The sequence below is a fragment of the Methanosphaerula subterraneus genome (assembly GCF_052055875.1).
GTDB lineage: Archaea > Halobacteriota > Methanomicrobia > Methanomicrobiales > Methanospirillaceae > Methanosphaerula > Methanosphaerula subterraneus.
In genome coordinates, this window is record NZ_CP170508.1 from 1,945,808 (window position 1) to 1,971,117 (window position 25,310).

At 61.5% G+C, this 25,310-nt stretch carries 25 protein-coding genes and 2 tRNA genes; 15 read left to right on the forward strand and 12 right to left on the reverse strand.

All coding sequences use genetic code 11. The annotated features are described in order from the left end of the window. The first annotated feature begins 30 nt into the window (after positions 1-30). The 4 genes from ACFKSJ_RS09380 (at position 31) to ACFKSJ_RS09395 (ending at position 4,161) form a co-directional block, all read left to right on the forward strand. Positions 31-1,233 (forward strand): ammonium transporter, encoded by a 1,203-nt coding sequence (locus ACFKSJ_RS09380; RefSeq protein WP_440949538.1) that lies wholly within the window; start codon positions 31-33, stop codon positions 1,231-1,233. A 12-nt stretch (positions 1,234-1,245) separates the two neighbouring features. After that, positions 1,246-1,575 (forward strand): P-II family nitrogen regulator, encoded by a 330-nt coding sequence (locus ACFKSJ_RS09385; RefSeq protein ID WP_440949539.1) that lies wholly within the window; start codon positions 1,246-1,248, stop codon positions 1,573-1,575. A 136-nt stretch (positions 1,576-1,711) separates the two neighbouring features. Then, positions 1,712-2,488: an MBL fold metallo-hydrolase gene (locus tag ACFKSJ_RS09390; RefSeq protein WP_440949540.1), complete on the forward strand. Its 777-nt coding sequence runs from the start codon at positions 1,712-1,714 to the stop codon at positions 2,486-2,488. 2 nt (positions 2,489-2,490) lie between these two features. Then, positions 2,491-4,161, forward strand: coding sequence for an ATP-dependent DNA ligase (locus tag ACFKSJ_RS09395; protein WP_440949541.1), 1,671 nt, complete (start codon positions 2,491-2,493; stop codon positions 4,159-4,161). 185 nt (positions 4,162-4,346) lie between these two features. On the opposite strand, the gene ACFKSJ_RS09400 is transcribed toward ACFKSJ_RS09395, so the two are convergent. The 4 genes from ACFKSJ_RS09400 to nadX are packed head-to-tail and all read right to left on the reverse strand — an operon-like array spanning position 4,347 to position 7,329. Continuing rightward, entirely contained in the window at positions 4,347-5,519 is a 1,173-nt protein-coding gene (locus ACFKSJ_RS09400; protein ID WP_440951422.1) for a hypothetical protein, read from the reverse strand. Beyond that, positions 5,503-5,700 carry a hypothetical protein gene (locus ACFKSJ_RS09405; protein ID WP_440949542.1) on the reverse strand — a complete coding sequence of 66 codons (198 nt, stop codon included), beginning with the start codon at positions 5,698-5,700 and terminating at the stop codon, positions 5,503-5,505. The genes ACFKSJ_RS09400 and ACFKSJ_RS09405 overlap by 17 nt, the downstream gene beginning before the upstream one ends. A 25-nt stretch (positions 5,701-5,725) precedes the next feature. Beyond that, positions 5,726-6,574 carry a carboxylating nicotinate-nucleotide diphosphorylase gene (nadC, locus tag ACFKSJ_RS09410; RefSeq protein WP_440949543.1) on the reverse strand — a complete coding sequence of 283 codons (849 nt, stop codon included), beginning with the start codon at positions 6,572-6,574 and terminating at the stop codon, positions 5,726-5,728. Then, positions 6,571-7,329 (reverse strand): aspartate dehydrogenase, encoded by a 759-nt coding sequence (nadX, locus tag ACFKSJ_RS09415; protein WP_440949544.1) that lies wholly within the window; start codon positions 7,327-7,329, stop codon positions 6,571-6,573. Before nadX ends, nadC begins: the two co-directional genes overlap by 4 nt. A 95-nt stretch (positions 7,330-7,424) precedes the next feature. On the opposite strand from nadX, the gene ACFKSJ_RS09420 reads away from it, so the two are divergent. Both ACFKSJ_RS09420 and ACFKSJ_RS09425 read left to right on the forward strand, forming a co-directional pair. Beyond that, on the forward strand, positions 7,425-8,687 hold the full coding sequence (locus ACFKSJ_RS09420) for a tRNA (N(6)-L-threonylcarbamoyladenosine(37)-C(2))-methylthiotransferase (protein WP_440949545.1): 1,263 nt from the start codon (positions 7,425-7,427) through the stop codon (positions 8,685-8,687). A gap of 36 nt (positions 8,688-8,723) precedes the next feature. Beyond that, positions 8,724-9,293, forward strand: coding sequence for a hypothetical protein (locus ACFKSJ_RS09425; RefSeq protein WP_440949546.1), 570 nt, complete (start codon positions 8,724-8,726; stop codon positions 9,291-9,293). On the opposite strand, the gene ACFKSJ_RS09430 is transcribed toward ACFKSJ_RS09425, so the two are convergent. Continuing rightward, positions 9,294-9,749, reverse strand: coding sequence for a hypothetical protein (locus ACFKSJ_RS09430; RefSeq protein WP_440949547.1), 456 nt, complete (start codon positions 9,747-9,749; stop codon positions 9,294-9,296). A gap of 41 nt (positions 9,750-9,790) precedes the next feature. After that, a tRNA-Ile gene (locus ACFKSJ_RS09435) sits at positions 9,791-9,864 on the reverse strand. 124 nt (positions 9,865-9,988) lie between these two features. On the opposite strand from ACFKSJ_RS09435, the gene iorA reads away from it, so the two are divergent. Further along, complete coding sequence (gene iorA / locus ACFKSJ_RS09440) at positions 9,989-11,758, forward strand: indolepyruvate ferredoxin oxidoreductase subunit alpha (RefSeq protein ID WP_440949548.1); 1,770 nt, start codon at positions 9,989-9,991, stop codon at positions 11,756-11,758. Further along, positions 11,755-12,345, forward strand: a complete 591-nt coding sequence (locus ACFKSJ_RS09445) for an indolepyruvate oxidoreductase subunit beta (protein ID WP_440949549.1) — start codon at positions 11,755-11,757, stop codon at positions 12,343-12,345. The genes iorA and ACFKSJ_RS09445 overlap by 4 nt, the downstream gene beginning before the upstream one ends. A 27-nt stretch (positions 12,346-12,372) precedes the next feature. Here the strand turns inward: ACFKSJ_RS09445 and ACFKSJ_RS09450 are convergent, their stop codons facing one another. Beyond that, on the reverse strand, positions 12,373-13,587 hold the full coding sequence (locus tag ACFKSJ_RS09450; RefSeq protein ID WP_440949550.1) for an MFS transporter: 1,215 nt from the start codon (positions 13,585-13,587) through the stop codon (positions 12,373-12,375). A 132-nt stretch (positions 13,588-13,719) separates the two neighbouring features. On the opposite strand from ACFKSJ_RS09450, the gene ACFKSJ_RS09455 reads away from it, so the two are divergent. After that, positions 13,720-14,919 carry a response regulator gene (locus tag ACFKSJ_RS09455; protein WP_440949551.1) on the forward strand — a complete coding sequence of 400 codons (1,200 nt, stop codon included), beginning with the start codon at positions 13,720-13,722 and terminating at the stop codon, positions 14,917-14,919. Positions 14,920-15,206: 287 nt separating this feature from the next. On the opposite strand, the gene ACFKSJ_RS09460 is transcribed toward ACFKSJ_RS09455, so the two are convergent. The 4 genes from ACFKSJ_RS09460 to ACFKSJ_RS09475 all read right to left on the reverse strand — a co-directional run bounded on the left by ACFKSJ_RS09460 (position 15,207) and on the right by ACFKSJ_RS09475 (position 18,968). After that, a tRNA-Ser gene (locus ACFKSJ_RS09460) sits at positions 15,207-15,292 on the reverse strand. A gap of 51 nt (positions 15,293-15,343) precedes the next feature. Beyond that, positions 15,344-17,062 carry a C1 family peptidase gene (locus ACFKSJ_RS09465; protein ID WP_440949552.1) on the reverse strand — a complete coding sequence of 573 codons (1,719 nt, stop codon included), beginning with the start codon at positions 17,060-17,062 and terminating at the stop codon, positions 15,344-15,346. A gap of 326 nt (positions 17,063-17,388) precedes the next feature. Beyond that, positions 17,389-18,288 carry an RNA-guided pseudouridylation complex pseudouridine synthase subunit Cbf5 gene (locus ACFKSJ_RS09470; protein ID WP_440949553.1) on the reverse strand — a complete coding sequence of 300 codons (900 nt, stop codon included), beginning with the start codon at positions 18,286-18,288 and terminating at the stop codon, positions 17,389-17,391. Continuing rightward, positions 18,285-18,968 (reverse strand): uroporphyrinogen-III synthase, encoded by a 684-nt coding sequence (locus ACFKSJ_RS09475; RefSeq protein ID WP_440949554.1) that lies wholly within the window; start codon positions 18,966-18,968, stop codon positions 18,285-18,287. The genes ACFKSJ_RS09470 and ACFKSJ_RS09475 overlap by 4 nt, the downstream gene beginning before the upstream one ends. Positions 18,969-19,099: 131 nt before the next feature. On the opposite strand from ACFKSJ_RS09475, the gene ACFKSJ_RS09480 reads away from it, so the two are divergent. The 3 genes from ACFKSJ_RS09480 to ACFKSJ_RS09490 all read left to right on the forward strand — a co-directional run bounded on the left by ACFKSJ_RS09480 (position 19,100) and on the right by ACFKSJ_RS09490 (position 20,715). Then, the gene (locus ACFKSJ_RS09480) at positions 19,100-20,035 is read left to right on the forward strand and encodes a DUF7490 domain-containing protein (protein ID WP_440949555.1); all 936 of its coding nucleotides are present in this window, start codon (positions 19,100-19,102) and stop codon (positions 20,033-20,035) included. After that, positions 20,028-20,276: a hypothetical protein gene (locus ACFKSJ_RS09485; RefSeq protein WP_440949556.1), complete on the forward strand. Its 249-nt coding sequence runs from the start codon at positions 20,028-20,030 to the stop codon at positions 20,274-20,276. The genes ACFKSJ_RS09480 and ACFKSJ_RS09485 overlap by 8 nt, the downstream gene beginning before the upstream one ends. Positions 20,277-20,394: 118 nt before the next feature. After that, the gene (locus ACFKSJ_RS09490; protein ID WP_440949557.1) at positions 20,395-20,715 is read left to right on the forward strand and encodes a DUF2769 domain-containing protein; all 321 of its coding nucleotides are present in this window, start codon (positions 20,395-20,397) and stop codon (positions 20,713-20,715) included. A 476-nt stretch (positions 20,716-21,191) separates the two neighbouring features. Here the strand turns inward: ACFKSJ_RS09490 and ACFKSJ_RS09495 are convergent, their stop codons facing one another. Further along, a complete protein-coding gene (locus ACFKSJ_RS09495) occupies positions 21,192-22,328 on the reverse strand; it encodes a 6-bladed beta-propeller (RefSeq protein ID WP_440949558.1) in 1,137 nt (378 codons plus the stop codon). Positions 22,329-22,570: 242 nt separating this feature from the next. Between ACFKSJ_RS09495 and ACFKSJ_RS09500 the strand changes: the two genes are divergently transcribed. The 3 genes from ACFKSJ_RS09500 to ACFKSJ_RS09510 are packed head-to-tail and all read left to right on the forward strand — an operon-like array spanning position 22,571 to position 25,287. Continuing rightward, positions 22,571-23,782 (forward strand): tripartite tricarboxylate transporter permease, encoded by a 1,212-nt coding sequence (locus ACFKSJ_RS09500; RefSeq protein ID WP_440949559.1) that lies wholly within the window; start codon positions 22,571-22,573, stop codon positions 23,780-23,782. Between the two features lie 36 nt (positions 23,783-23,818). After that, positions 23,819-24,676, forward strand: a complete 858-nt coding sequence (locus ACFKSJ_RS09505) for an RNA-processing protein (RefSeq protein ID WP_440949560.1) — start codon at positions 23,819-23,821, stop codon at positions 24,674-24,676. Further along, a complete protein-coding gene (locus tag ACFKSJ_RS09510) occupies positions 24,673-25,287 on the forward strand; it encodes a fibrillarin-like rRNA/tRNA 2'-O-methyltransferase (protein WP_440949561.1) in 615 nt (204 codons plus the stop codon). Before ACFKSJ_RS09505 ends, ACFKSJ_RS09510 begins: the two co-directional genes overlap by 4 nt. Positions 25,288-25,310: the final 23 nt, after the last annotated feature.

Below are 25,310 nucleotides of genomic sequence, written 5' to 3' on the forward strand. Positions count from 1 at the left end.
AGATGATCACAGGAATTATGAGGAAATAACATGGTATTGGATTCAGGTGCAACTGCATGGATACTGGCCGCGACGGCCCTGGTCTTCATCATGACCCCAGGCGTCGGGTTTTTTTACGGTGGTATGGTCAGGCGGAAAAATTTCATCTCGATGATCGCCCTCTCGTTCATTGCGTTCGCGCTGGTGAGCGTGCAGTGGGTGGTCTGCGGGTACTCACTCTCGTTCGGCCCTGATATCGGGGGGTTCATCGGCAATCTCGACTATCTGCTGCTGAACAATGTCGGCATGGACGCCGGGGATCTGAGTTACCCACCGATCCTCTTCGTGATGTGGCAGCTGGTCTTTGCGACGGTCTCGCTCGCAATCCTGACCTCGGCCTGTGCCGAACGGGTGAAGCTCAGTTCGTTCGTCGTGCTCGGGCTGCTCTGGACCACGCTGGTCTATGACCCGCTGGCCCACTGGGCATGGGGCGGTGGCTGGGCAATGACACTCGGCTCGCTCGACTTCGCGGGCGGCACGGTCGTACACATCAGCTCCGGGTTCGGTGCCCTGGCCCTCGCGATGGTGATCGGGAAACGGGTTGGCTTCGGGAAGTATGCCATGGAGCCGCACAACATTCCGATGACCCTGCTCGGTGCCACCCTGCTCTGGTTCGGCTGGTTCGGGTTCAACTCGGGTTCAGCCCTTGCTGCAGATGGTCTTGCCGGGAGTGCGTTCCTGGTCACCAACACTGCTGCTGCGATCGGTGCCCTGGCCTGGCTCGGCGCCTCCTGGCTCCACGGCAAACCATCCTCGCTCGGGATGGTCAGCGGTGGGATCGCAGGTCTGGTCGCTATCACCCCAGCAGCCGGCTTCGTCGACACCAAGGCTTCCCTTGTAATCGGTGCGGTCGCCGGGGTGCTCTGCTATGGGTGCATGCTCTTCCGGATCGGGCGGGGTCTTGATGAATCCCTGGACGCCTGGGCCATCCACGGGATGGGCGGCCTCTGGGGGGCCATTGCAACCGGTATCTTCGCAACGACTGCGGTGAACAAGTACACCGGGCTGATCTATGGGAACGTCGACCAGTTCATCCACAATCTGATGGGTGCCTTCGCAGCGGTCGCGTATGCGTTCGTGGTCACCTACATCATCGCTGTGGTGGTGGACAAAACGATGGGCCTCCGGGTCTCTGAGGAGGAGGAGTATGTCGGTCTCGACATCTCCCAGCACGGGGAGCGGATCTCCACCTGAGGTGAACGGACGATGAAGATGATCAACGCAATCATCAGGCCGGAACGGCTTGACTTTGTCAAGAAAGCCCTGGAGGACCAGGGCTTTTATGCCATGACCATCACCGAGGTGAGGGGTCGCGGTGAACAGAAGGGGATCTCACTCCAGTTCAGGGGGGGGAAGATGTCGGTCGACATGCTCCCCAAGAGCAAGATCGAGATGGTCGTCGAGGATAAGGACGTCGACAAGGCCCTCAACACGATCTGTGCCTCTGCACGGACCGACAAGATCGGGGACGGGAAGATCTTCGTGCTGCCAGTGGAGCGCTCGGTTCGCGTCAGAACCGGGGAGGAGATCACGTAACTTTTTCCCAGGCGTTCCAGCAGCCCCCTCTCGAAGAGTTCTCTCACATATTTCCGGTCACGGGACCGGACCCTTTTTTCGACTATTCTCTGTGATGAACAGAACCCTGATATTTCTCCCTCTCCAACGTTAATCTATGAAGATCACTGCCCTTGGAAGTGGCAGCAAGGGCAACTGTATGCTGGTGGAAGGCGGGAGCGGCTCGTTGCTGGTCGATGCAGGGCTCGCAGCACGGGAGATCCAGGCACGCCTCGCCCTGGCCGGGGCAGATCCCGGTTCAATTGAGGCTATTGTGGTCACGCATGAGCACACCGATCATATCAGGGGGCTCGATGTGATGGCCCGGAGGTTCGATATTCCAATTATCGCGACCGGCGGAACCTTGGCCGAGTTCTTTCTGCACCGGAAGGTCTCGAAGAAGACGGTCACGACGATCACCTGCCATCCCGGGACTACGCTCGAGATCGGCGACTTTACCATCGAGCCTTTTTCGATCTCGCATGACGCCCATGATCCGTGCGGGTACTGCATCGAAGAGCAGAGAGCCCGGCTCGGCTACTGCACCGACACCGGCGTCCTCTCTGGCGAAGTGATCGAACTGTTCAGACAATGCGACGGGCTGGTCCTGGAGAGCAACCACTGCCCCCAGATGCTTGAGGACGGACCATACCCGGCAATGCTGAAACGACGGATCCGGTCACGCCGCGGCCACCTCTCCAATGAGCAGGCCGGTGCCTGTCTGCAACTGCTCGGCCATGACCTCGGGGCGGTGATGCTGGCCCATCTCTCCGAGACGAACAACACCCCTGCGGTCGCCGAGGAGTGTGCACGGGGCGCGCTCGGTCTCTTCGTCGACGATGTCGGCCTGCAGGTGGCCCTGCAGGAGACGATCTCTGCCCCGATGGAGATCTGAGCGTGCAGTTCTCCCTCTTTGCCCGGACCTGTGCCGCCCTCGAAGCGCAGAGCGGCAGGCTCGAGATGAAGCATGCCATCAGTGCCATCCTGCCCTCCCTATGTGCAGAAGACCTCCCGATCTTCATCCGGTTCCTGATGGGGAAGATCTTTCCTGACTGGTCACCGCAGAAGCTCGGGATCGGTCCGAACCTGCTCTACGAGGCGGTGGCCTACGTTGCAGGGACGAAGAAGGCGGCCCTGGTCGACCTGATCAACAGGACCGGGGACGCCGGGCTTGCGATCGAACAGTTCCTCGCCACCAAGGAGCAGACCGCCTTCTTCACCGAGGACCCGAGCCTTGCCGAGGTCTACGCAGCATGCATCCGGATCGCCGCCTCCGCAGGCGGCCGGTCCCAGCGCGAACGGCTGCTGGTCCTCCGGCAGCTCTTCGGCAACGTATCCCCGGCTGAGGCGCGGTACCTCGCTCGGCTAATCCTCGGCGAGCTCCGGATCGGCATCGGGGAGGGGACGGTTCGGGACGCCATCGCCGAGGCCTACGCGGTCGAGCCGGCGCAGGTCGAGCATGCGATGCAGGCGCTCAACGACCTCGGCGAGGTGGCCCTCCGGGCCAGAGCGGGTGAGGAGGGGCTGATCCACCTGAACATCGCCCCGTTCCGGCCGGTGAAGATGATGCTCGCCCAGGGAGGGCCGACGATCCCTGAGATGCTGACCGCCCACGGCGAGGTGGCCGTGGAGTTCAAGTACGACGGAACCCGGTTCCAGTTCCATAAAGAGGGGAAGACCTGCCGGATCTACTCCCGAAAACTCGAGGAGGTGACCGACGCCGTCCCCGAAGTCGGCGAGGCACTGCTCGAGGCCACCGATCATGACGTGATCCTGGACGGCGAGGTGATCGCGATCGGGGCTGACGGTCGGCCGCTTCCGTTCCAGACGGTGCTCCGGCGTTTTCGGCGCAAGCACGGGATCGCGGCCGCTCGGGAGGCGATCACTCTGGTCCCGCGGGTCTTCGACATCCTGTACCGCGATGGCGAGACGCTGATCGACCTGCCGTTCCTGGAGCGGCGTGCGATCCTCGTCGAAACAATTGGTCCCGAGTACCTGGCCCCGCAGCAGGTGCTCTCCAGTGCCGAGGCGGTCGATCACCTCTACCTGGAGGCCCTCGCCGAGGGGCACGAGGGGGTGATGCTCAAGGATCTCCAGTCCCTGTACTCTCCGGGGGTGCGAGGCAAGCACTGGGTGAAGATTAAACCCGAGGTGGAGACCCTCGACCTGGTCGTCATCGGGGCTGAATGGGGCGAAGGGCGACGTGCCAGGACATTCGGCTCGTTTCTGCTTGCCTGCTTGGACCAGGGGGTCTTTCGGGCGGTCAGCAAGGTGGCCACCGGCATATCCGACGAGCAGCTTCAAGATCTGTACACACTGTTCAAGGATCTGGTGATCGCCGAATCAGGGAACACTGTCACCTTTGAACCGACGGTGATCTTCGAAGTCGGCTACGCCGAGATCCAGAAGTCCCCGTCGTACGAGAGTGGGTACGCCCTCAGGTTCCCCCGGTTTGTCCAGGTCAGGGACGATAAGGGGGTGGAGGAGATCGAGACCCTTGAGAGCCTCACCGCCCGGTACCTGTCGCAGAAGACCCGGACGAACGGCCAGCCTGAGTTCAAGTTATAATCGAAAACCTGACAGTTGATACCCGCCAGGTTTTCTCAAATTCTGGTTCACCTGTAAGGGAAGCCGATGTGAAAAGAATTCTCTGAACCATTCGAGTGGTCTTGAACGCACCCAATCCTAAAAAGACCATTCTTCGACTTTTTTAAGTCTACGATTGGTCAAGGATGGTGCGTTCAACACTATTTTTAAAAGAAGTCCTGCAGTCGCCGCTGCGTCTTGAGCCGAGGCAGTAGCGTACTCGCTGGGATCCAGGCCTCGTCACCGATGATCCGGCTGATGGCCATGGCCCCCTCGGCCACCGTCTGGTACCGCTCTGGCGGTGCCTGCATCGCCTTTCTCGTCGCCTCGCGGATCACCCAGGTTCCGAGCGGCGCCCAGTACTCGCCTGAAACCGACCTGACCACCAGAATCTGTGCTGTCCGTCTGATCCCGGCCAGGTACTCGTTCACCGCGAGCCGGGCCGAGTAATAGGCCCCTGCGATCGGCGAATAGCCTTTCTTCGCCTTCTCTCCTTCACCGTCGGCCACGATCACGTCGGCCGTGCCAGCCCAGAGACTATTCTTCCGCCACTGCTCGACCATCTCGTACCGCCACCCGCCTGGCGCCAGCAGAACGGCGATCTGGTTGCCGTAGAGTTTTCCCCCGAAGACCAGCACCTCCTCGATCGGGGGGTAGCGTCCGATCTCCTTCTTCTGGGCTTTCCCGAGCATGTCGTCGACGGCGGTGATCGCCCACCTGGTCGGCACGACTGTCGGCTTTTTGCCGAGCAGCCCGGCTGAGAGGATGTTCTGGATCTGGTAGACGTCGATCGAGGAGGTATAGAGTTCCCGGACCCCGTCCGTGGCACCGAGGTCGGTGTCGGAGGTCACCCGGTCAACCACCCGAGGGACGGCGGCGTTGTCGATTACGTCCAGGTTCTCGACAACACCGCTCCGGCCGATCGGGGTCAACACCCCATCGAACTTCAGGTCGAAGGAGACCGGCCGTTCAAAGGCCACCTCGACATCGAGCGGGCGGGAGGAGAGGGCGATCTCCTGCATGCTCGCCTTCATTCGCGGGATTACTCCCTTTGCACTGATGGTAGCAGCCCGGAGGCCGACGATCTCCTCGATACCGAGACCTTCACGGATCCAGTCGGTCGGTTTGTCCGAGTCTCCGATCAGCAGCGGCCCACCCCGGACCTCGGGATAGTTGTAACTGCCGACGAAAACCGACGGAGAGGCCCCCATGTACGAAGAGACCGGGGTCAGTGCCGTCTGGGTATGGAACCTGCTGACGATCGGGCAGCGGGGGAGACCGCAGAGCCCCTTCCCCTTGCAGACCGCACACCGCATCCCCCCTTCAGGCACGCCGTCCATCAGGAACCGTCCATCCCGTGTCGTACCGGGCACCGCATTCAGGGCAGATCAAAATTACCAGAAACCCTCCCTCTGTTCTGAACAGGGAGGTGTGAAAACCGAGTTTGTACCCGCAGGCAGGACAGATCCGGAACTCTTCGCCGGGGGTGACCGCCCTGATCTCTTGCCAGACATCAGCCATACTGCTGCTTTGCCCTCCCGTTATATCAGGCTGTCTTCTCCGGCAGGATCTCCAGACTCAGGTCGAGGTTCCTGACTGAGTGGGTCAGCCCCCCGACTGAGATCAGGTCAACCCCGAGCCGGGCGTACTCCTGGAGGTTCCTGGCGGTGATCCCGCCAGAGACCTCGATCAGCACCTGCTCTCTGAGCCCCTCCGCTTCCAGTGAGGCCAGGGTCTCGCCGACCATCTCAACCGACATATTGTCGAGGAGGACCTGGTCTGCGCCGCACTTGGCTGCCTCGACGGCCGCCTCGGTCGTCTCCGCCTCGACCTCGATCGTTTTGTAGCAGGAGAACCGCCTGGCCCGGGCGATCGCCTCAGCGACAGGAACCAGGGCCAGGTGGTTGTCCTTGATCAGCACGGCATCGCTGAGCGAGAACCGGTGTGGCTCCCCGCCTCCGAGGATTACGGCCTTTTTGTCCAGCAGCCGGAGGCCGGGAACGGTCTTCCTCGTCGCAGCGACCCTGGCCCGGCTCTGAACGGCCTCAATCAGGCTGCAGCAGGCTGCGGTCCCGGTCGCGATTCCGCTCATCCTCCCCATCAGGTTCAGCACGGTCCGCTCGACCAGCAGTACCGATGCGGCCCTGCCAGCCAGCTTGAGCACCTGGGTGCCGGTCGTGACCGCCGACCCGTCCGTGACGAGTGGAGTGGCCGTGATCCCTTCTGCCCTGCAGAGCATCACCGCCTCCTCAACCCCTGCGATCATCCCATCCTCCTTCGCCCAGACCTGCGCCCTGCAGGGCATCTCTGGCGACACGATCGCTTCGGTGGTGATGTCCCCAAACGGTGCGTCCTCGGCCAGAAATTTCTGCAGGTACTCCGCTGTCACCTTCACGTGCCCACCACGATCGGCTCGTCAAGGTTCTTGAGGAGCGTCAGGATCGAGAGGGCCGCCAGGTAACTGGTTGCCGGGTTGTCCGGGCTCGGGACGTTCCTGACCCGGATGTAGGCGTCCCCGAACTTCCCCTCCATGGTGATCTCGTGGATGTTCCGGTCGACGGCCGGATCGGCGAAGAGTTCGACGTCCACCTCTCTGCCTGACGCCAGGGTCAGCGCCACCGAGACGTTCAGGTTCTTCGGAAAAGCCCTGATACAGTCCTCGGCCCGACCATGGAAGATCTCGGTCCTCTCGGTCACCTCGAGGCCGAGCGACTTCGGGTTCTTGGTGGTCCGGAGGAGCACCCGGTCGATCCCACCGATCTGCCCGATCTTTGCATTGTCCAGCCCCATCACAGCCCCACTGGGGATCCGAACCTTCCGGTGGTGTTCGATCGCCGTTTCGCGGATCAGGGTGTAGAATTCCTGGTCTGAGAAGGCCCCGACACTCATAACGATCAGATCCTTGCCGCTCGCAAGAACCTGCTCTGCATACCGCATCACGGCCTTGACCGAGGCTGCCTCGACAACCAGATCCATATCTGCATTGAGGAACTCGTCGAAGTCCTGATAGGGTTTGCCATTGCAGGAGGAAGCCAGGTCCAGTGCCTTCTCGTACAGGATATCGTACAGTGCGACGATCTCGACGCCTTCCCTGTATTTGGCGATGAGATGCCCGATATTGCCACAGCCAAGCAACCCTATCCTGATCATTGTGTACATGTGGTGGGCGTCAGCGGTTAAGGATTGTGTTCAGGGGGATCGACCCGTTCCCTTATATATACTGAGGTCGATGAGCTAGCCAGCAGATGCAACGTCTCTCTTCTCTTTGCACCGGTGCCGGTGCCTGTATCAGCGCTCTTCACAGCCTTGTGGGGCGACATATCTACCTGGAGGAGTACGGATGCACCTTCAACCACGCCGATACCCTGGCGCTGGTCGAGGTGCTGAAGGCGCAGGGGTGCATGATCGTTCCCACACCAGAGGAGGCGGATGCCGTGGTTCTGAACACCTGCACCGTCATCGGCTCGACCGAGCGGCTGATGCTCAGGCAAATGCGCCGGTATAGCGGCCATGACCTCTTTCTAACCGGGTGTATGCCGTCCGTACAGATGGACGCGATCCGTGAGGTCTGTTCCCCCCAGGTGATCCCTCCGGAGGAGATCAGGGCGGCCTATGCCCGGGTGAACACCACGGTTTCATCGGCGATTGGGGTTGTGCAGGTGGGACAGGGGTGTGCCGGACGGTGCACCTACTGCATCACCAGGCAGGCCCGCGGCCCGCTCCAGTCGTTCCAGCCGCCGGATATCTACAGCAGGGTACAGCAGGTGGTCAGCTACGGGGCCTGTGAGGTGCAGCTGACCGGCCAGGACCTCTCCTCATGGGGGCTCGACCTCGGGCGGACCCTCCCTGACCTTCTCCGGGGGATCACGGCGTTTTCGGGCGACTACCGCCTCAGGCTCGGGATGATGAACCCTGCTACGGTCCTCCCGATCCAGGACGACCTGATCGCAGCCTACCAGTCGGACCGGATCTTTCGATTCCTTCACCTTCCGGTCCAGTCGGGCTCGGACCGGGTGCTGGCCGCGATGAACCGGGGATATACCGCATCCGATCTCCGACAGCTCGTCAGGGCGTTCCGAAAGGTTCACCCTGATCTCACCTTGATGACCGACCTGATCGTCGGGTTCCCGGGCGAGACCGATCAGGAGTTTGAGGAGACCCTGCAGCTGATCACCGATCTCTCCCCGAACAAGGTGAACGTGACCCGGTACTCCGGAAGGCCGGGCACCCCTGCGGCGGATCTGCCTGACCTGCAGGACTCAGTGAAGAAGGACCGGTCACGGGCCGTCAATGACCACGCCACCGCACTCTACCACCAGAAGAACAGCCGGTGGATCGGGGAGGAGGTCGACGTCGTCGTCACCGAGCAGCGCAAGCCGGGCTCGGTGATCACCCGGGACGAGCGTTACCAGAACATCGTCGTCCCAGCATCCCTCCCCTTTGGGAGACGGTGCAGGGTCAAAATCGAACAGGACTGCACCTACTACTTCATCGGTTCCCTGGTCTGACGATCGTATTATCCCCTCTCCTGCAGACGATCTGGTATGGCTGACCAGATATCTGAGGATACAGAGACGACGCTGACCGTGATCGAGCAGGGGTTCAACCGCCTCTCGGACCTGGTCATAGAGAACGGGGACCTGGTCGAGGCGAAGAGTGCCGGGCTTCGGGCACGGGAGGGCGCTCTTCTCGGGAAGATGGGGCTCCGTGCAGCCGGCCTGGTTCCGAAGGTCGGTCTCAATGTGCTCGAACGGGGCAAGATCGGCCTCGACGGTGAGGTCTTCGACGCCCGGCACTACACACAGAAGGTGATGGTGCTCGGGCGGACGGATCCGATGCCGTTCCGTCCAGATAATCCTGAGAAGAAGATCGACGACCAGTTCTGCGTCCTCCGGGAGGACGGCACCTTTGCAGAGTTGATGTACTCGTCCGCTGGGGGGATCGCCGACTCCTATCTGCAGCAGATCACCCCGGATGAGGCGCTCGCGATCTACGGGTATGACCTGATGTTCATGCTCTATCGGGCCCTGAAGGAGTACCTGGTTGGAGAGGAGAGGCTCGTCGCCGCCCTCGGAGAGGTACTCACGTTTTTGGAACACCAGACAGCGGTCTGATCACTTCCAGCTGAAGAGGGGGAATGTGGGTCTGAGCAGATCCTCTTCTCCCTCCCCGAGTGCGGAGAGCGGAAACGAGCCCGAGAGGCTCCGCCCATCACTGAAACTGTAGTGCACGACCGCCTTCGCCTCCACGATCATCTCGGTGAGTGGATACTCAAAGCGCTCGTCAGGGGCCAGAGCCGGCAGATCGAACTCGATGTTCAGCGGGACCAGTGCCACATGCCCGCCGGTTATTGGGGCGTTTCCCCGGTTGATTACCACCACTGCCTTTGCATCATCGCGGAGATTACAGGTGACATCAGGAAGGCCCTGACTGTCCTGCATGATCATCATACCCATAATCGTCACCGCAGTGAGGATCAGAACGATATACCCGTAGATCGGTTCGAAGAGATACAGAGCCGCCGCAGCGAGGACTCCTATCCCCAGCACCAGCACCTGGCGTTGTTGCATAAGGGATCGTAGGGTTGCATTAGATATAAGAGAATAAGAGATGGGCCCGATGTGATTCGAACACATGACCTCCCGGTTATCAGCCGGGCGCACCACCTGGCTATGCTACGGGCCCAACTGTTACCCTATTAGATAAATCCTTGAAGTTCTTATAGATTATCATATGTTCCGCGGGGTGCGGGCAGTCATAATCCCCCTGATCCCCTCAGACAGAGAACCAGAAATACGGGAAAATGAGCATGGAAAGACGATACGCTCTTGGAAATGAAGGCATTGCCCATGCATGCCTTGAAGCGGGGATTGACTTTGCGAGCGGGTACCCGGGGACGCCGTCCTCCGAGGTGATTGACATCCTGCGCACAGAGGCGCGAGGCGACTATTACATTGAATGGTCGGTGAATGAGAAGGTCGCCCTCGAGAACGCCCTCGGTGCCGCATGGTGTGGACTGCGGGCCCTCTGCACAATGAAGCATGTGGGCCTGAACGTGGCCGCCGACCCGCTGATGACCAGCGCCTACACAGGGGTCACTGGCGGGCTGGTCGTGCTCAGTGCGGACGACCCGTTTGCACACAGTTCGCAGAACGAACAGGACAGCCGGCGGTACGCACACTTCGCCCGGATCCCGTGCCTGGACCCGACCGGGGTGCAGGACGCCCATGATCTTTTAAAAGAAGCGTTCGCCCTCTCCGAGGAGTTCGGGCTTCCGGTGCTCTTCCGGCCGACGACCAGGATCTGTCACTCCAAGGGTGATGTCACCTTCGGTGAGGTCGCGACTGAGCACAGGATCGGCTCGTTTTCGAGGAATCCAGCCCAGTACGTCGTGATTCCGGCCCATACCCGGGTGTTGCACAAGGCACTGAACAGAAAGCAGCAGCCCCTCGCCGAGGCACTGGTGGAGAAGGGATACAACACCGGGACAATACGGGGGCGGCGTGCGGTGATCGCGGGCGGGATAGCGGCCTCGTACCTGCAGGAGGTGCTCCCGGAGGATGTCTCGCTGCTAGTGATCCGGGGATACCCGATCGATGAGGGGTGGCTCGGCCGTTTCGTCCAGCAGCACGAGGAGGTGCTGGTGGTCGAGGAGCTGGCACCGGTGATCGAGGAAGTGGTCAGGCAGGTGGCTGGCTGCATTCGGGTCCATGGAAAGAAGGATGGATGCTCGCCGTACGAAGGGGAGTTCTCGCCGGCGCTGGTCGCCGAGATCCTGGTTCGGGCCGGGTTCCTCGACCAGTCCCCGTTCCCGGCGGTGACCCCGGAACAGAACCTTCCGCCGCGGCCGGCGATCCTCTGTGCCGGGTGTATGCATCGTGCCACCTTCTACGCGATGAAGAAGGTCTTCGCTGATGGTATCTTCCCAAGCGACATCGGGTGTTACACGCTCGGGCTGCAGCTCGGGGCGGTCGACACGACGATCTGCATGGGGGCCTCGATCACGATATCGAGCGGGATCGCTCATTCTGGAGAGACGAGACCGGTGGTCTGCACCATCGGGGACTCGACCTTCCTCCACACCGGCATCCAGGGGCTGATCAACGCGGTCTACAACGGGGCTGACATGGTTGTCGTGATCCTGGACAACCGGATCACCGCGATGACCGGCCACCAGCCGAACCCGAATACCGGGGTGACGGCGACCGGCACGCTGGTGCCGCCGATCTCACTCGAGGCGCTGGCCCGGGCCTGTGGGGCCCGGTTCGTCGAGACGATCGATCCCTATGACCTGACCGGGATGCTTCGAACCTTTGAAGAGGCGAAGGGGCGGTCAGGGGTGAGGGTGATCATCGCCAGGCAGGCCTGTGTGATCACTGAAAAGCGGGCGAAGGTGAAACGGGGCAACTATGCGGTCCTTTCTGACCGGTGCACCGGCTGTCGGGCCTGCATCAGGTTCGGCTGCCCGGCGATCGAATTCGAGGATAACAGGGCCGTTATCAACGATCTCTGTAGCGGCTGCGGAGTCTGCACGACGATCTGTCCTGTCGGGGCGATCGCACGCGGAGGGAGACGATGAAAGAAAGTTTTGATATCATCATCGCCGGTATAGGGGGACAGGGGACGATCCTCGCCTCCAACATCATCGGTGAGGCCTGTATCATCGAAGAGAGGACGATCCGGGGCGCAGAGACGCATGGGATGGCCCAGCGGGGCGGGTCTGTGGAGTGCCAGGTCCGGATCGACGGCAAACATGGCCCCCTGATCGCTCCTGGCCAGGCAGACCTGCTGATCGCGTTCGACCTGCTCGAGGCGTTGCGGTACAGCCATTTCCTGCGGGAGGGTGGCGTGGCAGTCGTGAACGATCATCTGGTCCCGCCGACCTCGGTCTTTCTGCAGAACCTGCCGATGCCGACTGCTGCAGAGATCCCAGGCATGCTCAGTGCCCGGGGGATCCGGGTCACCCTGATCGATGCGGCAGCCATCGCCACCGAGGCCGGCTCGGTGTTGACCCAGAATGTGGTGATACTCGGTGCAGCCTCCCACCATCTGCCGCTTGCAGTGGAATCCCTCGCACAGGCTGTCGAACGGTCGGTGCCGGCGAAGACTGTCGCCATCAACCAGAAGGCGTTCCTGCTCGGTCGGGACGTCGCTGGCGGTTGCTAAAAAAATCGATCATCTTCTCATCTTTTTTTATCGTTCTTCGACGGCCAGCCACTGGAAGAGGACGGCGCAGACGAGCACGACCGCCCCGGTCACTCCGAATCCGGCCCGATAGGAGAAGAGTGCCAGTAGTCCGCCCATCAGCACTGGCCCTGCAGCCTGGCCGATGTCCATGATCGTCGACATCAGTCCGAGGGCGGTGCCCCGGCCGTGGCTGGGTGCCAGGTCTGCGACGAAGGCCGAGGTGGCCGCCGAGGCGACTGAGAAGCCCATCCCAAAGAGGGCCGAGAGGCAGAGGAGCACCGGCCAGGCGGTGGTGTACGGGAAGAGGGCGGCGGTGAGGGCCGTCAACAACAGCCCGGCGGTGATCTGGGTCTTGCGCCCCCGCTGGTCGCTGACCTTGCCGAAGAGGGGCCTGGTCAGAGTCCGAACGCCGACCTGCACCAGGAAGAGGAGGCCGATCATCACCGTGTCGATCCCTGCGCTCAGGGAGTACAGCGGGAGGAACGCCTCGATGGCGCCGAAGGCGAAGAAACCAGAGGCCTCCGCCAGGGAGGTGATCAGGATCGTCCGATCGCCGATTACAGTCCGGAAGGCCGAATCCCCACCCTGGATCTTAGATGCAGGAGCCGGCTCCCCCTCTTCCCCCTTCCGGCCTCTCTGGTCCGGCTCTGGTAGCAGCACCATCCCGGCGAGGGTCAGGGCCCCGGCGACGGCACAGACCATGTACACCCACTGCCAGGCCCCGATGGCCAGGATTGCGCCGCCGGCGAGCGGGGCGACCGATCTGCCGGCAAGCTGGAACGAGGAGAAGTACCCGAGCCGTTCCCCACGCCGCACCGGGGCCAGATCGGTGACGTAGGCCATCGCGACGGGCCCGAAGACGGCGGTGGCGAGACCGTGGTAAACCCTGACCAGTGCGAGGTCGAGCGGGGTATGGACCAGCAGGTACAGTATCGGGGCGGTGAAGAAGACGATGCCGGAGAGGATCAGGATCGGCCGACGGCCGTACCGGTCGGAGAGGGAGCCGGCCCAGAGGCTGGTCACGATCCCGGTCACGGTCGAGGCGGCTGCGATCAGCCCGATCGTCTGGAGATCTGCCCCGAGGGTCTGGGCGAGGATCGGGAGCACCGGGTTCTTGCTGATCGTCGAACTGAAGATGGCCAGTCCCCCGATCGAGCAAAGGACCATGAAAAGGAGGAACTGCCGCTTCTCCGTTGGGGGGATCTGCCGGTGCCTGTTCATCGATCGATCATGGTGCTCGCGGTCTATATACCCGTTCTCCTCCTTTGGAATAATATATATTTTATAATTTATCTATTGATTTATTTTTAATACTCCTGAACTCAACCATACATCAGGGGAACAATGCTATCCATGTATACTGGGAAGGGGATGGAAAGATTGGATGGAGGAGAACTCCGGAACCCACGGATGCTCAGACTTCTGATGGTGGACGACGAGGTGGAGATGACCGACCTGGCCCGCCTCTTTCTGGAACGCTCCGATGGCATCAGCATCGACGCGGTCCACTCAGTGACCGAGGCGCTGGACCGGCTGGACCGTCAGATCTACGATGATGTGATCTCGGACTATGAGATGTCGGGGATGAACGGGATCGCATTCTTAAAGGTGCTCCGTGCCTCCCAGAACTTCATCCCGTTCGTGATCTTCACCGGCCGCGGCCGCGAGGAGGTGGTGATCGAGGCGCTCAACTCGGGCGCAGACTATTACCTGCAGAAGGGGGGTGATGCACGGGCCCAGTACGCGGAGCTGGCCCATAAGATCCGGCGTGCGGTCGCTGAGCGGGAGCAGGAGCGACAGATTCGGGAGATGCACGAGGTCCTCTCTGCGATCCTCTCCGCTTCGACGCATGGGATCGCGCTGGTCAGGGGCATGCGGCTGCAGTGGATGAACAGCTCACTGGCCGGGATGCTCGGGTACCGTGGGCTGGAGCTGGTCGGCTGTCATATCAGGCAGCTCTACTCCAGCGAGGAGGCGTTTGAGCAGGCCGGCGAACGGATCAGGGCTGACCTCAGGGATCACGGGCGCTCAGAGCTTCAGATCCGGTTCGTTCAGAAGCATGGGGCCCCGCTCGACTGTGACGTTCACATCGCCCCCCTCGACCAGGCCCACCACGAGTACGGGCATATCATCGAGCTGACTGACATCACCAGGATCCTAGCCATCAAACGGGAGATGACGCAGATGGCAGCCTTCCCTCACCTGGAGATCAACCCAGTTATCGAGGTGAACAAAGCCGGCCAGATCACCTACTTCAACGAGGCGGCGATCGACGTGCTGATCAGCAGTGGTGAGGAAGCCGAATTGCAGGCCTTCCTCCCCGCTGACCTCGACTATATCCTTGCGGCGATGGAACGGGAAGAGACGGGTTCGATCTTCCGAACTGTGAGGATAGGAGAGAGACGATTCTCTGAGCATATCACGATCAGCCCCAGGTACAGGGTGGCCAGGATCTCGGCGATCGATCAGGCGCTTGCCGCGAGAGCGGCACAGAGACTGAGAGAGGGGATCAACCCGCCGGAGAATCTAGTTCCCCCTCCCCAGCGGCCTTGATTCATTCACGAGGGCTGATATGCAGGGGTGGCTGCAGAGGGCGTACCCGGGATAGGCAGTGCTGCCCTATTCATCTTCTTTCAGATAGTATATTGCCGGATCACTCCCGCTTGAAATACTAACAAAATACTATATCGTATAAAATTAGGAATTAGCAGGTCTGGCCTGATGAAAAACCAGCCCCCAAAATGAATCGAGCCGATGGTGATGCGAGGAACCAAAACCCTTCTGGAGTCGGAGATATGATCCGCTTTGCTTCAGGAGATAACACCATGAAAAATGAAGAGCGCTGAGGGGGAGATTTGAACTCCCGAGGGGCAAACGCCCCACAGGCTTTCCAGGCCTGCGCCCTACCGGACTAGACTACCTCAGCAGAAATGTCCTACTATACTTCTCTGTCCATTTTTTTAATGGTATGCCTCGTTCAGACCCTTTCGAAGAGAACGACGATGTCACCAAAGTCGATCTGACCGTTTTTGTTGAAGTCGAACGCTTCCACCGGTTCATGCGCACCGATCCAGTCCATCTGGTTGAAGAAGAGGGTGACATCGTTGAAATCAGTCACCCCATTCCCGTTCAGATCCTCGCAGAGCCCGTCATGATCCGGATCGGTCGGCTGGTCTCCGTTCGACTGGACCGGAACCAAGCCAGGACCCACCTCCGGAGCCTCCACGGTGATCACGGCCGGCACGGTGGTGGTCGGGATGGAGAGCCCACGGTCGTCGCTGAGCCCAGTCACCGTCATGGTCAACCTGGCCGTCCCTGCCTTTCCGGCGGTGATCCCCAGGTGGGCCAGGGAGACGGTCTCCGCTCCCCTGGAGACCCGGTCGGAGAGGTCTGAGCCCCTGATGGTGACGTCTGACGACGGGAGCGTTGAGACGCCGGTCATGCCGGCCCAGACCGGGAGTTCTGCGCTGGTGATCGCGGCCACCTCGGGGTTATCGCTGCTGATGGTGAGCACGTATCCGGAGAGACCGTTATCGGACGGGGTGAGGTTCAGGTCGAGTGACAGGTTCCCGCCACTCTTCACCGAGGTCTCCTTCGGGGAGAGGCCGAGCGTGGCCGGCGCGATTGTGGTGGGGGCCGTGGTGATCGTGTAGGTGGGCTGCGGGGTGCCGTTGAACTTCACCGACTCGGTCTCCCATTGCATCACTGGCACATTGTACGATCCCACGTAGTACGCGCTATAGTCAACGTCCATCTTCATCCGGAAGATCCCATTCGGCCGCTTGCCTCCGGCGGTCCCCCAGGAGTTGACGAGGATCCAGTACCGGTTGTTGGGATCGGTGTCGTCGTAGCCGACACAGACCACGGCGTGGCCGCCGCCGGTGCTGCTGTCATAGGCCCTGCCTGCGTACCTGGAGGGATCCCAGACAGCCTCCTCCCCCTGATTGTTCCAGAATGTATCGAAATCGTTCCAGGCCGCCCCGTTCGGGAGCCGGAACGCCAGGTAGATGGCCTGGTCCTGGTCGATGAGTGCCTTGATATTGGCGATCGCCGTGACCTGGCTGACACTCCGCGTCTGGACCCGCTGCCCGGTGATGCCGGCGATCTCATAATGCGGAGTGGTCTGGATAGAGGTGGCAGGAATCCAGGCCCGTTTCTTCTCTAGCGACCATGACCGTCCGTCCTGGTAACTCGCATTGGTGTTGGACCAGGGGACTGCGATCAGCTGCTGGTTATAGAACTGGACGAACTCTGTCAGGGACCCCCCCTCCCCGGCCCAGTCCGGGCCTGATCCGCCGTTATAGTTCGAGTCCAGGTACTGGATCGAGAGCCGGTCCATGATCCCGGTCTGTTCGGCATGGGCCACCTCAAGCACCCCTGTGCCGGCCCAGACCCAGCAATTCCCAATAGGGTTCTGGTTCCGTTCGGTGGCATTGTAGGGCAGGTGCGACAGGAGCGATCGTGAACCGGTGGACTGGATCGCTCGGTTTTTGATCGTCTGGTCGATCGGCACCGGCTCGGCGGCCTCGTACTGTTCGATCCACCGTAGCAGGGTGGCCTCGTCCGGGTGCATGACCGGGTGAAGTGCGGTTACCGATGTGTTGGCTGCCGGGCTCTCTGCTGCAGAGACCGCGCCTGCCCCGAAGAGAACTGCGAGCAGACAGCAGAGTAGAAGAATGGATCGGAACCTGTTCATGAGACAACCCCACCCTGGAACGGTGCCCTGGTAAGTCAATAATTGAGGATATTTCCTCAAATCGTCCTCATACAGCCCGCAAATTTATTGCATAACCTCTATGCAATGCAGTACGGCAAGGCAGTTCCACAAATTGTATTCATCCGGGCTCCTATAAATAGCGGACGATCAGGACATACCGACTGTTTCTTCAGGAGAACAGGTCGGTTCCGGTGTCTATCCGGACCGAATCCGAGAAAAAAACCAGGGAAAAAAGTGCTTTGGCCATTCCGAAGAGGACCACAACCCGGTTAGGAGTCACCGGGCAGTTCTCGTCTATTGGATATTCAGGGAACAGTCTGGTGTTTCTTCCAGCACCGGGGGTAGGTGCCGGGGGCCATGAAGACCGTGTCCGGGGCGACGACGAGCCCTGGTTTGCCGGGGATGATCGCGGTGGCATCGACGAGGGCCTTCCCGAGGCAGACGAACTCGTTCTTCTCGGTCAGCACGGCCACCTTCTCCCCCCGTTTGAATTTCGTCGCACTGACAACCCCGACGCCGGCGAGGACGGCCCCGTGGCAGACTGCATCGACGGCGGAGTCCCGGATCACCACCGTCTGCACCTCCGGGATGGCGACCTCGACCGGCAATATCATCGCATCGAGTGCAGAGGAGTCCCCTTCTTCGGCCCTGACCACCGCGTCCTTGAGGGCGTGGAGGGTGTGGGCCTGTGTTTCATCGAAGGTTCCGGAACGGGTCCTCCGGAGCTCCTGCATATGCCCGCCCACGCCGAGGACGAGGCCGAGGTGATGGCAGAGCGATCGGATGTAGGTGCCTGCATCGCACCGGATCCTGAGGAGTACCAGCCGGCCCTGCTGGTCGAGGACCGTCAGGTCCTGGATCGTCCTGATTCGCAGGGCCCGCTTCACAGCGCTCCGCCGGGGCGGGCGCTGGTAGATCCTGCCGGTGAACTCCCTGGCCGCCTCCAGCACGTCGGAGGGCTCTGCATCCCCGTGCAGCCGCATCAGGGCGACATACTCCTTGTCATGCTGGAGAAGGAGCGGGGCGAGCCTGACCGCGTTGCCGAGCATCACGACCAGTACCCCTGACACCATCGGGTCCAGCGTCCCTGCATGACCAACGTCGACCCCGAGCAGGTCCCCGACCCAGGCCGCCACCTGATGGCTCGACGGCCCGCGTGGCTTGTCGATGATCACAAGCCCGGTCTTTCTGGTCCCGGTGCTCATGCTCGCTCCTCCATATACCGGTTCAGGGCTGTGAGGAACCCTTCCAGGGAACCGTCACCGACTACATCCACCGATGTCCCTCCTGCCCTGATCGCATCCGCCGTCACCTCGCCGATGGCGCAGACCAGCAGGTCCGGGCGAGGTGTCCAGATAGCCTCCCGGTACGACATCGCGCTGGTGAAGAGGATCGCGCCGGCGTCAGCGGTCTGGAGGGGCTCTCCGGTCTTCACCAGCCCGTAGCACCGGAACTCCCGTGGGATCCCGCCAGCTTCGGTGATCGCGTCGAGGAGGGCCTGGTTCGGGACATCGGCACGTGGGATCCCGATCGTCTTCATGCTGATCCAGGAGCCTAAGTACGGGACAAACTCCCGTGAGTAGAACATCGAGAGGGTTTCTGCCGGGATCCCGTGCTCCTGAAGTTTCGCTGCGGTGGTCGGCCCGATCGCCACCACCCGCGGCCAGGTGGTCAGGTGAGGCCCGATCAGCTGGGCCGGCAGGGCACTGGTGAAGAAGAGGCAGTCGAACTGTCCCTCGGTGACCGCCTGCACAAATGCTTCGATCCGGTCGGCGTACACCTCGGCCCGAAGGGGGGAGACGGCCTCGCAGGTGTGGCTGAATGCGCTGCACCGGGCAGCATCGTTCTCTTCCTTGCCTGCAAGCCGGGTGATTGCAATCTTCATTGCAGGATCATCATCCTCTCCGGATAAGAGTATATCGCTCAGGGATCACCGAACGACCCCTCCCCTTCCCTGTTCTACTCGGGCGATACCATTAAGGGTTCACCTCGCAATAGGTCTCCTTGGGATAGATGATGCGTCTGTACTGGTTCCTTCTCCTGGCCGCCTGCGCACTGCTGATCTGTTCAGCCGGGTGCCTGAGAGAGGGTTTGATGGAGGTGACCGGGATCGAGGTGGCGCCGGAAGCGGTCACGACCGGGGATGTGACCCTCAACGTCAGTGTTTCGATTGAGCGGACCTCCGGCGTGAGTGCCAGCCGGCCGACGCTGCTCATCAGGGCCATCGATACGGAGACCGGTCTCCGTGTGAACGAGAGCAGTGGAGAGATAGCCGCGGTTGGTACAGGAGGGACCGTCATCGCGTCGCGTGAGATTGTGCTCCCCCGGCGGGGTTCGTACCGGCTGGTGGCCCAGGTCTTTGAGGACGGAAAGCGGCGTGCCACCGGAGAACTCACCGTCAGTTCCCTCGAAGAACTGACCCCCGACGACCTCCGGACCACAGTCGCCATGGTGGATATGGACTTCATCGTCCGATCTGTTGCGCAGGGCAGGGCTACCATTGGAGCCGAGGTCTCCTTCACGAATGAGGGGGGCGAGCCGAACCCGCCGTTCTCAGTCGAAATAAAGGCACGGGAGGCTGACGCCGGTCTCCTCGGCGACCGCCAGTGGACCATCCTCGACCCGATCCGTCCCGGGGCGACGGTCGTCCGGAATGTCACCCTCTCCGTCCCGGATCAGTACAACTACGAGGTCGAGGTGGTCCTCTGGCAGGGTGACGTGATCGTGGAGCGCGGCTCGCGGGCTCTCCTCCTCGCCCCGAACACGACGAAGGAGCGTGGGGGGACAGCATTTATGACGCACAAGATCAGGACCGGGGACTTCGTCGTCCCCACTGACACCGGTCAGCCCATCGAGATGCCGGCCCCGACGATGGCACCGGGATTTGGGGGTCTCCTCTCAGTGATCGGACTCTGCTCCCTCCTCGCCCTCCGGAGGTGTCTCCATGGTTGAACCGGCTGGGTCTGAGTCCCCTTCTGATGGGGGAATCTCCGGGCTTATCAGGACTGGTCTTCTCGGGACCCTCCTGCTCCTGATCCTCCTGGCCACGCTCCAGCTCTACTTCACGGTCCAGGAGGTGATCCGGTACTGGTTTGCGGATGAATACGTGCCGGTCTTCAACGCAGTTTTCTTCATCATCGTGATCATCGGTGCCCTTCTCCTGATACGGGCGTACCTGCTGCCGCGGGGGTGATGGGGTCTTCTGGTGGCGGTACCGGGGTCACCAGGATGCTTGAGACCTTCTGGGGTTGCACCACGCCCCATTATTATAAATATAAGTTTCCCTAATTTACGGGCTTGAGGTAATCGTAATGGACATTTTTGAACAGACGATGCAGTCGCTCTCAGAGAAGAGCCCTGCAGATAAGGCGGCCGCGATCGCGGAGATGCATGAGAAGTGCCCCTGTCCGGGTTGCCCGACATATAACCGGTGTGCCGGCGAGGCGAAGGAGAAACTCTTCTGTATCAATGGCCGGTCTTTCATGTGCATCAGCGACCCAAAGACCTGTATCTGTCCGACGTGTGCCATCGGTCAGTCGGTCGGCCTGAAGAACAATTCGTTCTGTACCAGGGGGTCAGAGATGGCCCAGCGGTACGAGCATACGATCTGGGGCACCTCGCTCTTAAAGTAGGTTGGTGGGGGGCTGTGCTATAGCCACACGCCCCATCCCGGACCGGGGGAATTCAGATCTTTCCCTGTCCCACTGGTCTGACGATCACACCCCAGTTGTCGAGAAGGCCGGAGAATTCCGGGTCTTCATCGAGGATATCACCGACCACTTTTGTAGGTTCGGAACCACCATTCGGAGCATCTTCCCATCGCCCGGGCCGGTACGATCGGAATGTCGACATCCTTCTGGAGGATGTAGCGATAGGGGTCGAGGCTGCCGAAGTAGTACTCCTTCCACTGCTGCCGATCCTCATCCGTCGCATTGTACGCCCAGTCGACAGCTTTCTGCTCTGGTCACCTCGCATGACTACAATCAAAACGAGGGGTGATCACGTAAGCGATGATTTTTGCTTTCAGAGTACGATGGAGGTCGGGCTATCGAGATCTCTCTCATATTCGAAGAAGGGTTCTCCCAGGGAAAAATAGGGGGCTGGTCCATCAGAGGGTGTTGAAGAGGAGGACGATATCGTTGAAGTCGATCTGCCCGTTACGATTGAAATCGAAGGCACCGATAGGTTCATGCTCGGCGATCCAGTCCATCTGGTTGAAGAAGAGGACCACATCGTTGAAGTCCAGGCCCCCGTTGCCGTTCAGGTCCTCGTAGAGCCCGTCACCGGTGAGATCACGGGGAGCGCTTCCTGACGGGAGTACCGGGGTCACCGGAGAGAACTTCTGGATACGATTGTTATAGGTGTCGACGACAAAGACATTACCGGCGCTGTCGACTGCGACAGCACCTGGCCAGTCAAACTGCCCGTCCCCCAGGCCACGGGTGCCCCATGTCGTGATGAACGTACCGCTTGACGTGAACATCTGGACCCGATCGTTATAGGTGTCGACGATGGAGACCCTGTCGGCGCTGTCAATCGCGATCCCCTCTGGCAGGTAGAACTGCCCGTTTTCAGACCCCCAACCGCCCCATTGTGTGATGAATGTCCCGGTCGAACTGAACTTCTGGACCCGGCTGTTGCTCCTGTCGACCACGTACACGTTTCCAGCGCTGTCCACAGCGAGACTCACCGGCTCTTCGAACTGCCCGTTCTCCGAGCCGACACTGCCCCATTGGGTGATGAACGTACCGCTTGACGTGAACATCTGGACCCGGTTGTTCACCCTGTCGGCGACGTAGACATTGCCTGTACTGTCTGTTGCGAGACCGGCCGGTCCGTTAAACAGTCCGCCTTCCGAGCCGGCACTGCCCCACTGTGTGATGAATGTGCCGGCCGAACTGAACTTCTGGACCCGGTTGTTGTTCCAGTCAGAGACGTACACATTTCCAGCGCTGTCGACCGCGACCCCGGCCGGCCCATCGAACTGCCCGTCCTCAGAACCATAACCGCCCCATTGTGTGATGAATGCACCGGCTGAACTGAACTTCTCGATCCGGTCGTTATACGTGTCGACCACATAGAGATAGCCGGCGCTGTCGACGTCGACACCCGATGGCCCGTTAAACTGGCCGTCTCCCGAGCCCAAACTGCCCCATTGTGCGGCGTACCCATACCCACCGTCGGCCGAAACGACCTGGACACTGCAACAGAGGAGCAGGGCCCAGATGATATATAGAGATTTCATTCAGAACCACCACTTCGTTCCTCTGAGTAGCCTGTTCTCATGTTAAACTTTGCTCTCAGAATCTCCCGGGATCCCTGTCACTCCGCGGGGTCATCATCTATCCGGGAACAAAAAATTCCGGTGACCCCTGTCCAGCAGAGAAGAGAGTCTCTGGAGAACTGCGATCGCGGTGGCCGTCGAAGCCATCACCTCCTGCTAATTCATTTCAGAACCTTTTTGCCCTCAGCCACTGATGCCAAACCATGGAGGGTGTGGTCACCGGCCTGATCGCCGGGGTGCTCCTCGGGACGATCAGCGGGCTGCTGCCAGGGATCCACGCCAACACCATGGCAGGGATTCTCCTCGGACTGCAGGCCGCCCTCGCCGGCATCCTCGGCGAGGAGGGGCTCGCCACTGCGATGTTCGCGGCCCTGATCACCCACACATTCCTGGACACGATCCCCTCCACCTTCCTCGGGGTCCCGGACGCCGACACTGCCCTCTCGGTGTTGCCGTCCCATGCCCTCTGCCTGGAGGGGCACGGCGAGGAGGCGGTCAGGACCTCGGCCCTCGGTGCGGCCTGGGGGCTCTCCTTCGCCCTCCCCCTCTCTCTTCTCTGCTTCTACCTCCTCCCGCCGCTCCAGCCCCTCCTGGATTGGGGGATCGGGATCCTGCTCGTCGCCGTTGTCGGGGCGATGATCCTCGCGGCCGAGTCCCCCCGCTGGGGGGCGGCGATCTTCTTCACCTCAGGGATCCTCGGCATCTTCACGATGCAGTATGGGTACCTGGCCTGGCACACCCTCGGGGGGTCTGCCCTGCTAATGCCGCTCCTCGCCGGCCTCTTCGGCCTACCTGCCCTGCTGTACTCATCCCACGCCGGGGTCCCTCCGCAGACCTTCGAGGGGATCAGCACACCGCTCGGGACGATCATCCCCCAATCCGCCCTCGGGGCCCTGGCCGGGGTACTGGTCGGCTGGCTGCCGGGCCTCTCCACCGCCACCGCCAACGGGCTGCTGACCAGGTTCGTCTCCTACGACCGGGACCGGCGGGGATATATCCTCGCCACCTCGGCGGCCTCCACCTCGAACGCCTTCATCGGCCTCGCGGCTTTCTTCGCCCTCGGTCGGGAACGGAGCGGGGTGATCGCGGCGATGGCCCCGCTCCAACTCCCTTCCCCCCTGGTGCTGGCCATAGTCGGGTGCCTGGCCGGCGGGGCCGGCTACCTGCTGACTGTCCTCCTCGCCGGCTCCGCCTCCGCCCTGCAGGTGCTCGATGGCAGGACTCTGAACTTCGGGGTCGCCGGGTTTGTGACCCTGGTCACTCTCCTCCTTTCCGGCCCGTTCGGGCTGATGGTGCTGTTGCTCGCCACCCTGGTCGGCATCGCCCCGTACCTGATCGACATCCGGAAGATCTTCTGCATGGGTGCGATCCTGCTCCCGGTGATCCTCTACTCGTTCGGGCTGTTAGCCCTCTGAGCATGACTATATGGAGGTAGCGCTTATGATCCAGAGATGCAGCACTACTGGTTTGGGGATCGTGAGGAAGGGGTCTGCACCCCCGCGCCGGCCCGGCTCGAGGATGCACTGGCCCGGCTTGCGACGCTGAGAACGCCAATCCGGGAGTACACCCTCCCTGACTGGCAGTGGGCGGTCGAGTGCGGGTACGTTCAGACCAGGGACGAGTACCTGCACCGGCTCCAGGAACTCTGTCTCCTCCTCGCCGAGCAGAAGGTCGCCGTCCAGTACCAGGCCAAGGATGTCGAGCTCCTGCAGATGGTCCGGACACTCGACCAGATGGACGAGGTGATCAACCTCTTAACCGAACGGGCGGTGGACTGGTACACCGTCAAACACCCGAAGTTCAGCAGGAAGTTCAAATCGATGAACGCCCGCAAGCTCCTCGGGTCGCTCGCCCCCCGGACAAAAGGGCCGCTTGGCATGGTGATGGAGGAGATAGAGCGCCTCTCGGTGACCAGGACCGCACTGATGCGGGAGGTCTCCTCCCGGTCGGACCTGGTGCTCCCGAACTGCAGCGCCCTGGTCGGCGGGCTCGTCGCCGCCCGCCTCCTCTCCACGGCCGGCGGGCTCGAACCTCTGGCCAGGCTGCCCGGTTCCTCGGTGCAGGTGCTCGGAGCGAAGACGGCCCTCTTCTCTCATATCAGGTCAGGGACTCCGTCCCCCAAGCACGGAATCATCTTCCAGCACCGGCGGGTCCACAACGCCCCGCCCCAGGTCAGGGGCCGGGTCTCGCGGGTGCTGGCCGCCAAACTGGCCATCGCCGCCCGCCTGGACCTGTACCGGGGCGAGCCTGATCAGGCCTTCATCGATAAAGCCCAGCAGGCGATCGATGCAGCAGGGAGGGTCGCATGATCTGGATCGATGGAACCCTCGTCTCCAAAGGGGAGTCAGGGGTCTATGGCGAGCGGGTTGTCCAGGGATACCGGGTCTGGGACCCGTACCGCTCCAAGTACGCGGCCCTGGCTACCAAACGCAAGCAGCGGGACCTGGACCTGACCCCTGATATGAAGGTGCTGTACCTCGGGGCCGCCAATGGGACCACCGTCTCGCATGTCGCCGACTACGTCGAGGTGGTCTACGCGGTCGAGTTCGCTCCGCACCCGATGCAGGATCTGCTGATGGTCGCGCGGAGGCGGAAGAACGTGATCCCGATCATGGCCGATGCCGGTCGGCCTGAACAGTACGCCCCGCTCCTCGAGCAGGTGGACCTGCTCTACCAGGACGTGGCCCAGCCGACGCAGGTCGCGATCGCCATCGCCAATCTGATCTTCCTCCGCCCAGACGGGCAGTTGATCCTGATGCTCAAGACCCGGTCGGTCGATGTCAGCAAAGATCCCAAGGAGGTCGCTACCGGGGCCGCTGAAGAACTGACCGCGGCCGGGCTCGTGGTGGAGAGCGTCGACTGGCTGGCTCCATACCACCTGGACCACGCGGCCCTGGTCTGCAGAAAAGTCCAAAAATAGACCAGAAATCAGAAGGATTGATT

Bases quoted from the DNA above. Each gene is read 5' to 3' on its own strand.
- ACFKSJ_RS09380 (WP_440949538.1), top strand. From the start codon at position 31: ATGGTATTGGATTCAGGTGCAACTGCATGGATACTGGCCGCGACGGCC.
- ACFKSJ_RS09385 (WP_440949539.1), top strand. From the start codon at position 1,246: ATGAAGATGATCAACGCAATCATCAGGCCGGAACGGCTTGACTTTGTC.
- ACFKSJ_RS09390 (WP_440949540.1), top strand. From the start codon at position 1,712: ATGAAGATCACTGCCCTTGGAAGTGGCAGCAAGGGCAACTGTATGCTG.
- ACFKSJ_RS09400 (WP_440951422.1), bottom strand. From the start codon at position 5,519: ATGGACGGCGTGCCTGAAGGGGGGATGCGGTGTGCGGTCTGCAAGGGG.
- ACFKSJ_RS09405 (WP_440949542.1), bottom strand. From the start codon at position 5,700: ATGGCTGATGTCTGGCAAGAGATCAGGGCGGTCACCCCCGGCGAAGAG.
- nadX (WP_440949544.1), bottom strand. From the start codon at position 7,329: ATGATCAGGATAGGGTTGCTTGGCTGTGGCAATATCGGGCATCTCATC.
- ACFKSJ_RS09420 (WP_440949545.1), top strand. From the start codon at position 7,425: ATGCAACGTCTCTCTTCTCTTTGCACCGGTGCCGGTGCCTGTATCAGC.
- ACFKSJ_RS09425 (WP_440949546.1), top strand. From the start codon at position 8,724: ATGGCTGACCAGATATCTGAGGATACAGAGACGACGCTGACCGTGATC.
- ACFKSJ_RS09430 (WP_440949547.1), bottom strand. From the start codon at position 9,749: ATGCAACAACGCCAGGTGCTGGTGCTGGGGATAGGAGTCCTCGCTGCG.
- iorA (WP_440949548.1), top strand. From the start codon at position 9,989: ATGGAAAGACGATACGCTCTTGGAAATGAAGGCATTGCCCATGCATGC.
- ACFKSJ_RS09445 (WP_440949549.1), top strand. From the start codon at position 11,755: ATGAAAGAAAGTTTTGATATCATCATCGCCGGTATAGGGGGACAGGGG.
- ACFKSJ_RS09450 (WP_440949550.1), bottom strand. From the start codon at position 13,587: ATGAACAGGCACCGGCAGATCCCCCCAACGGAGAAGCGGCAGTTCCTC.
- ACFKSJ_RS09455 (WP_440949551.1), top strand. From the start codon at position 13,720: ATGTATACTGGGAAGGGGATGGAAAGATTGGATGGAGGAGAACTCCGG.
- ACFKSJ_RS09465 (WP_440949552.1), bottom strand. From the start codon at position 17,062: ATGAACAGGTTCCGATCCATTCTTCTACTCTGCTGTCTGCTCGCAGTT.
- ACFKSJ_RS09470 (WP_440949553.1), bottom strand. From the start codon at position 18,288: ATGAGCACCGGGACCAGAAAGACCGGGCTTGTGATCATCGACAAGCCA.
- ACFKSJ_RS09475 (WP_440949554.1), bottom strand. From the start codon at position 18,968: ATGAAGATTGCAATCACCCGGCTTGCAGGCAAGGAAGAGAACGATGCT.
- ACFKSJ_RS09480 (WP_440949555.1), top strand. From the start codon at position 19,100: ATGCGTCTGTACTGGTTCCTTCTCCTGGCCGCCTGCGCACTGCTGATC.
- ACFKSJ_RS09485 (WP_440949556.1), top strand. From the start codon at position 20,028: ATGGTTGAACCGGCTGGGTCTGAGTCCCCTTCTGATGGGGGAATCTCC.
- ACFKSJ_RS09490 (WP_440949557.1), top strand. From the start codon at position 20,395: ATGGACATTTTTGAACAGACGATGCAGTCGCTCTCAGAGAAGAGCCCT.
- ACFKSJ_RS09495 (WP_440949558.1), bottom strand. From the start codon at position 22,328: ATGAAATCTCTATATATCATCTGGGCCCTGCTCCTCTGTTGCAGTGTC.
- ACFKSJ_RS09500 (WP_440949559.1), top strand. From the start codon at position 22,571: ATGGAGGGTGTGGTCACCGGCCTGATCGCCGGGGTGCTCCTCGGGACG.
- ACFKSJ_RS09505 (WP_440949560.1), top strand. From the start codon at position 23,819: ATGCAGCACTACTGGTTTGGGGATCGTGAGGAAGGGGTCTGCACCCCC.
- ACFKSJ_RS09510 (WP_440949561.1), top strand. From the start codon at position 24,673: ATGATCTGGATCGATGGAACCCTCGTCTCCAAAGGGGAGTCAGGGGTC.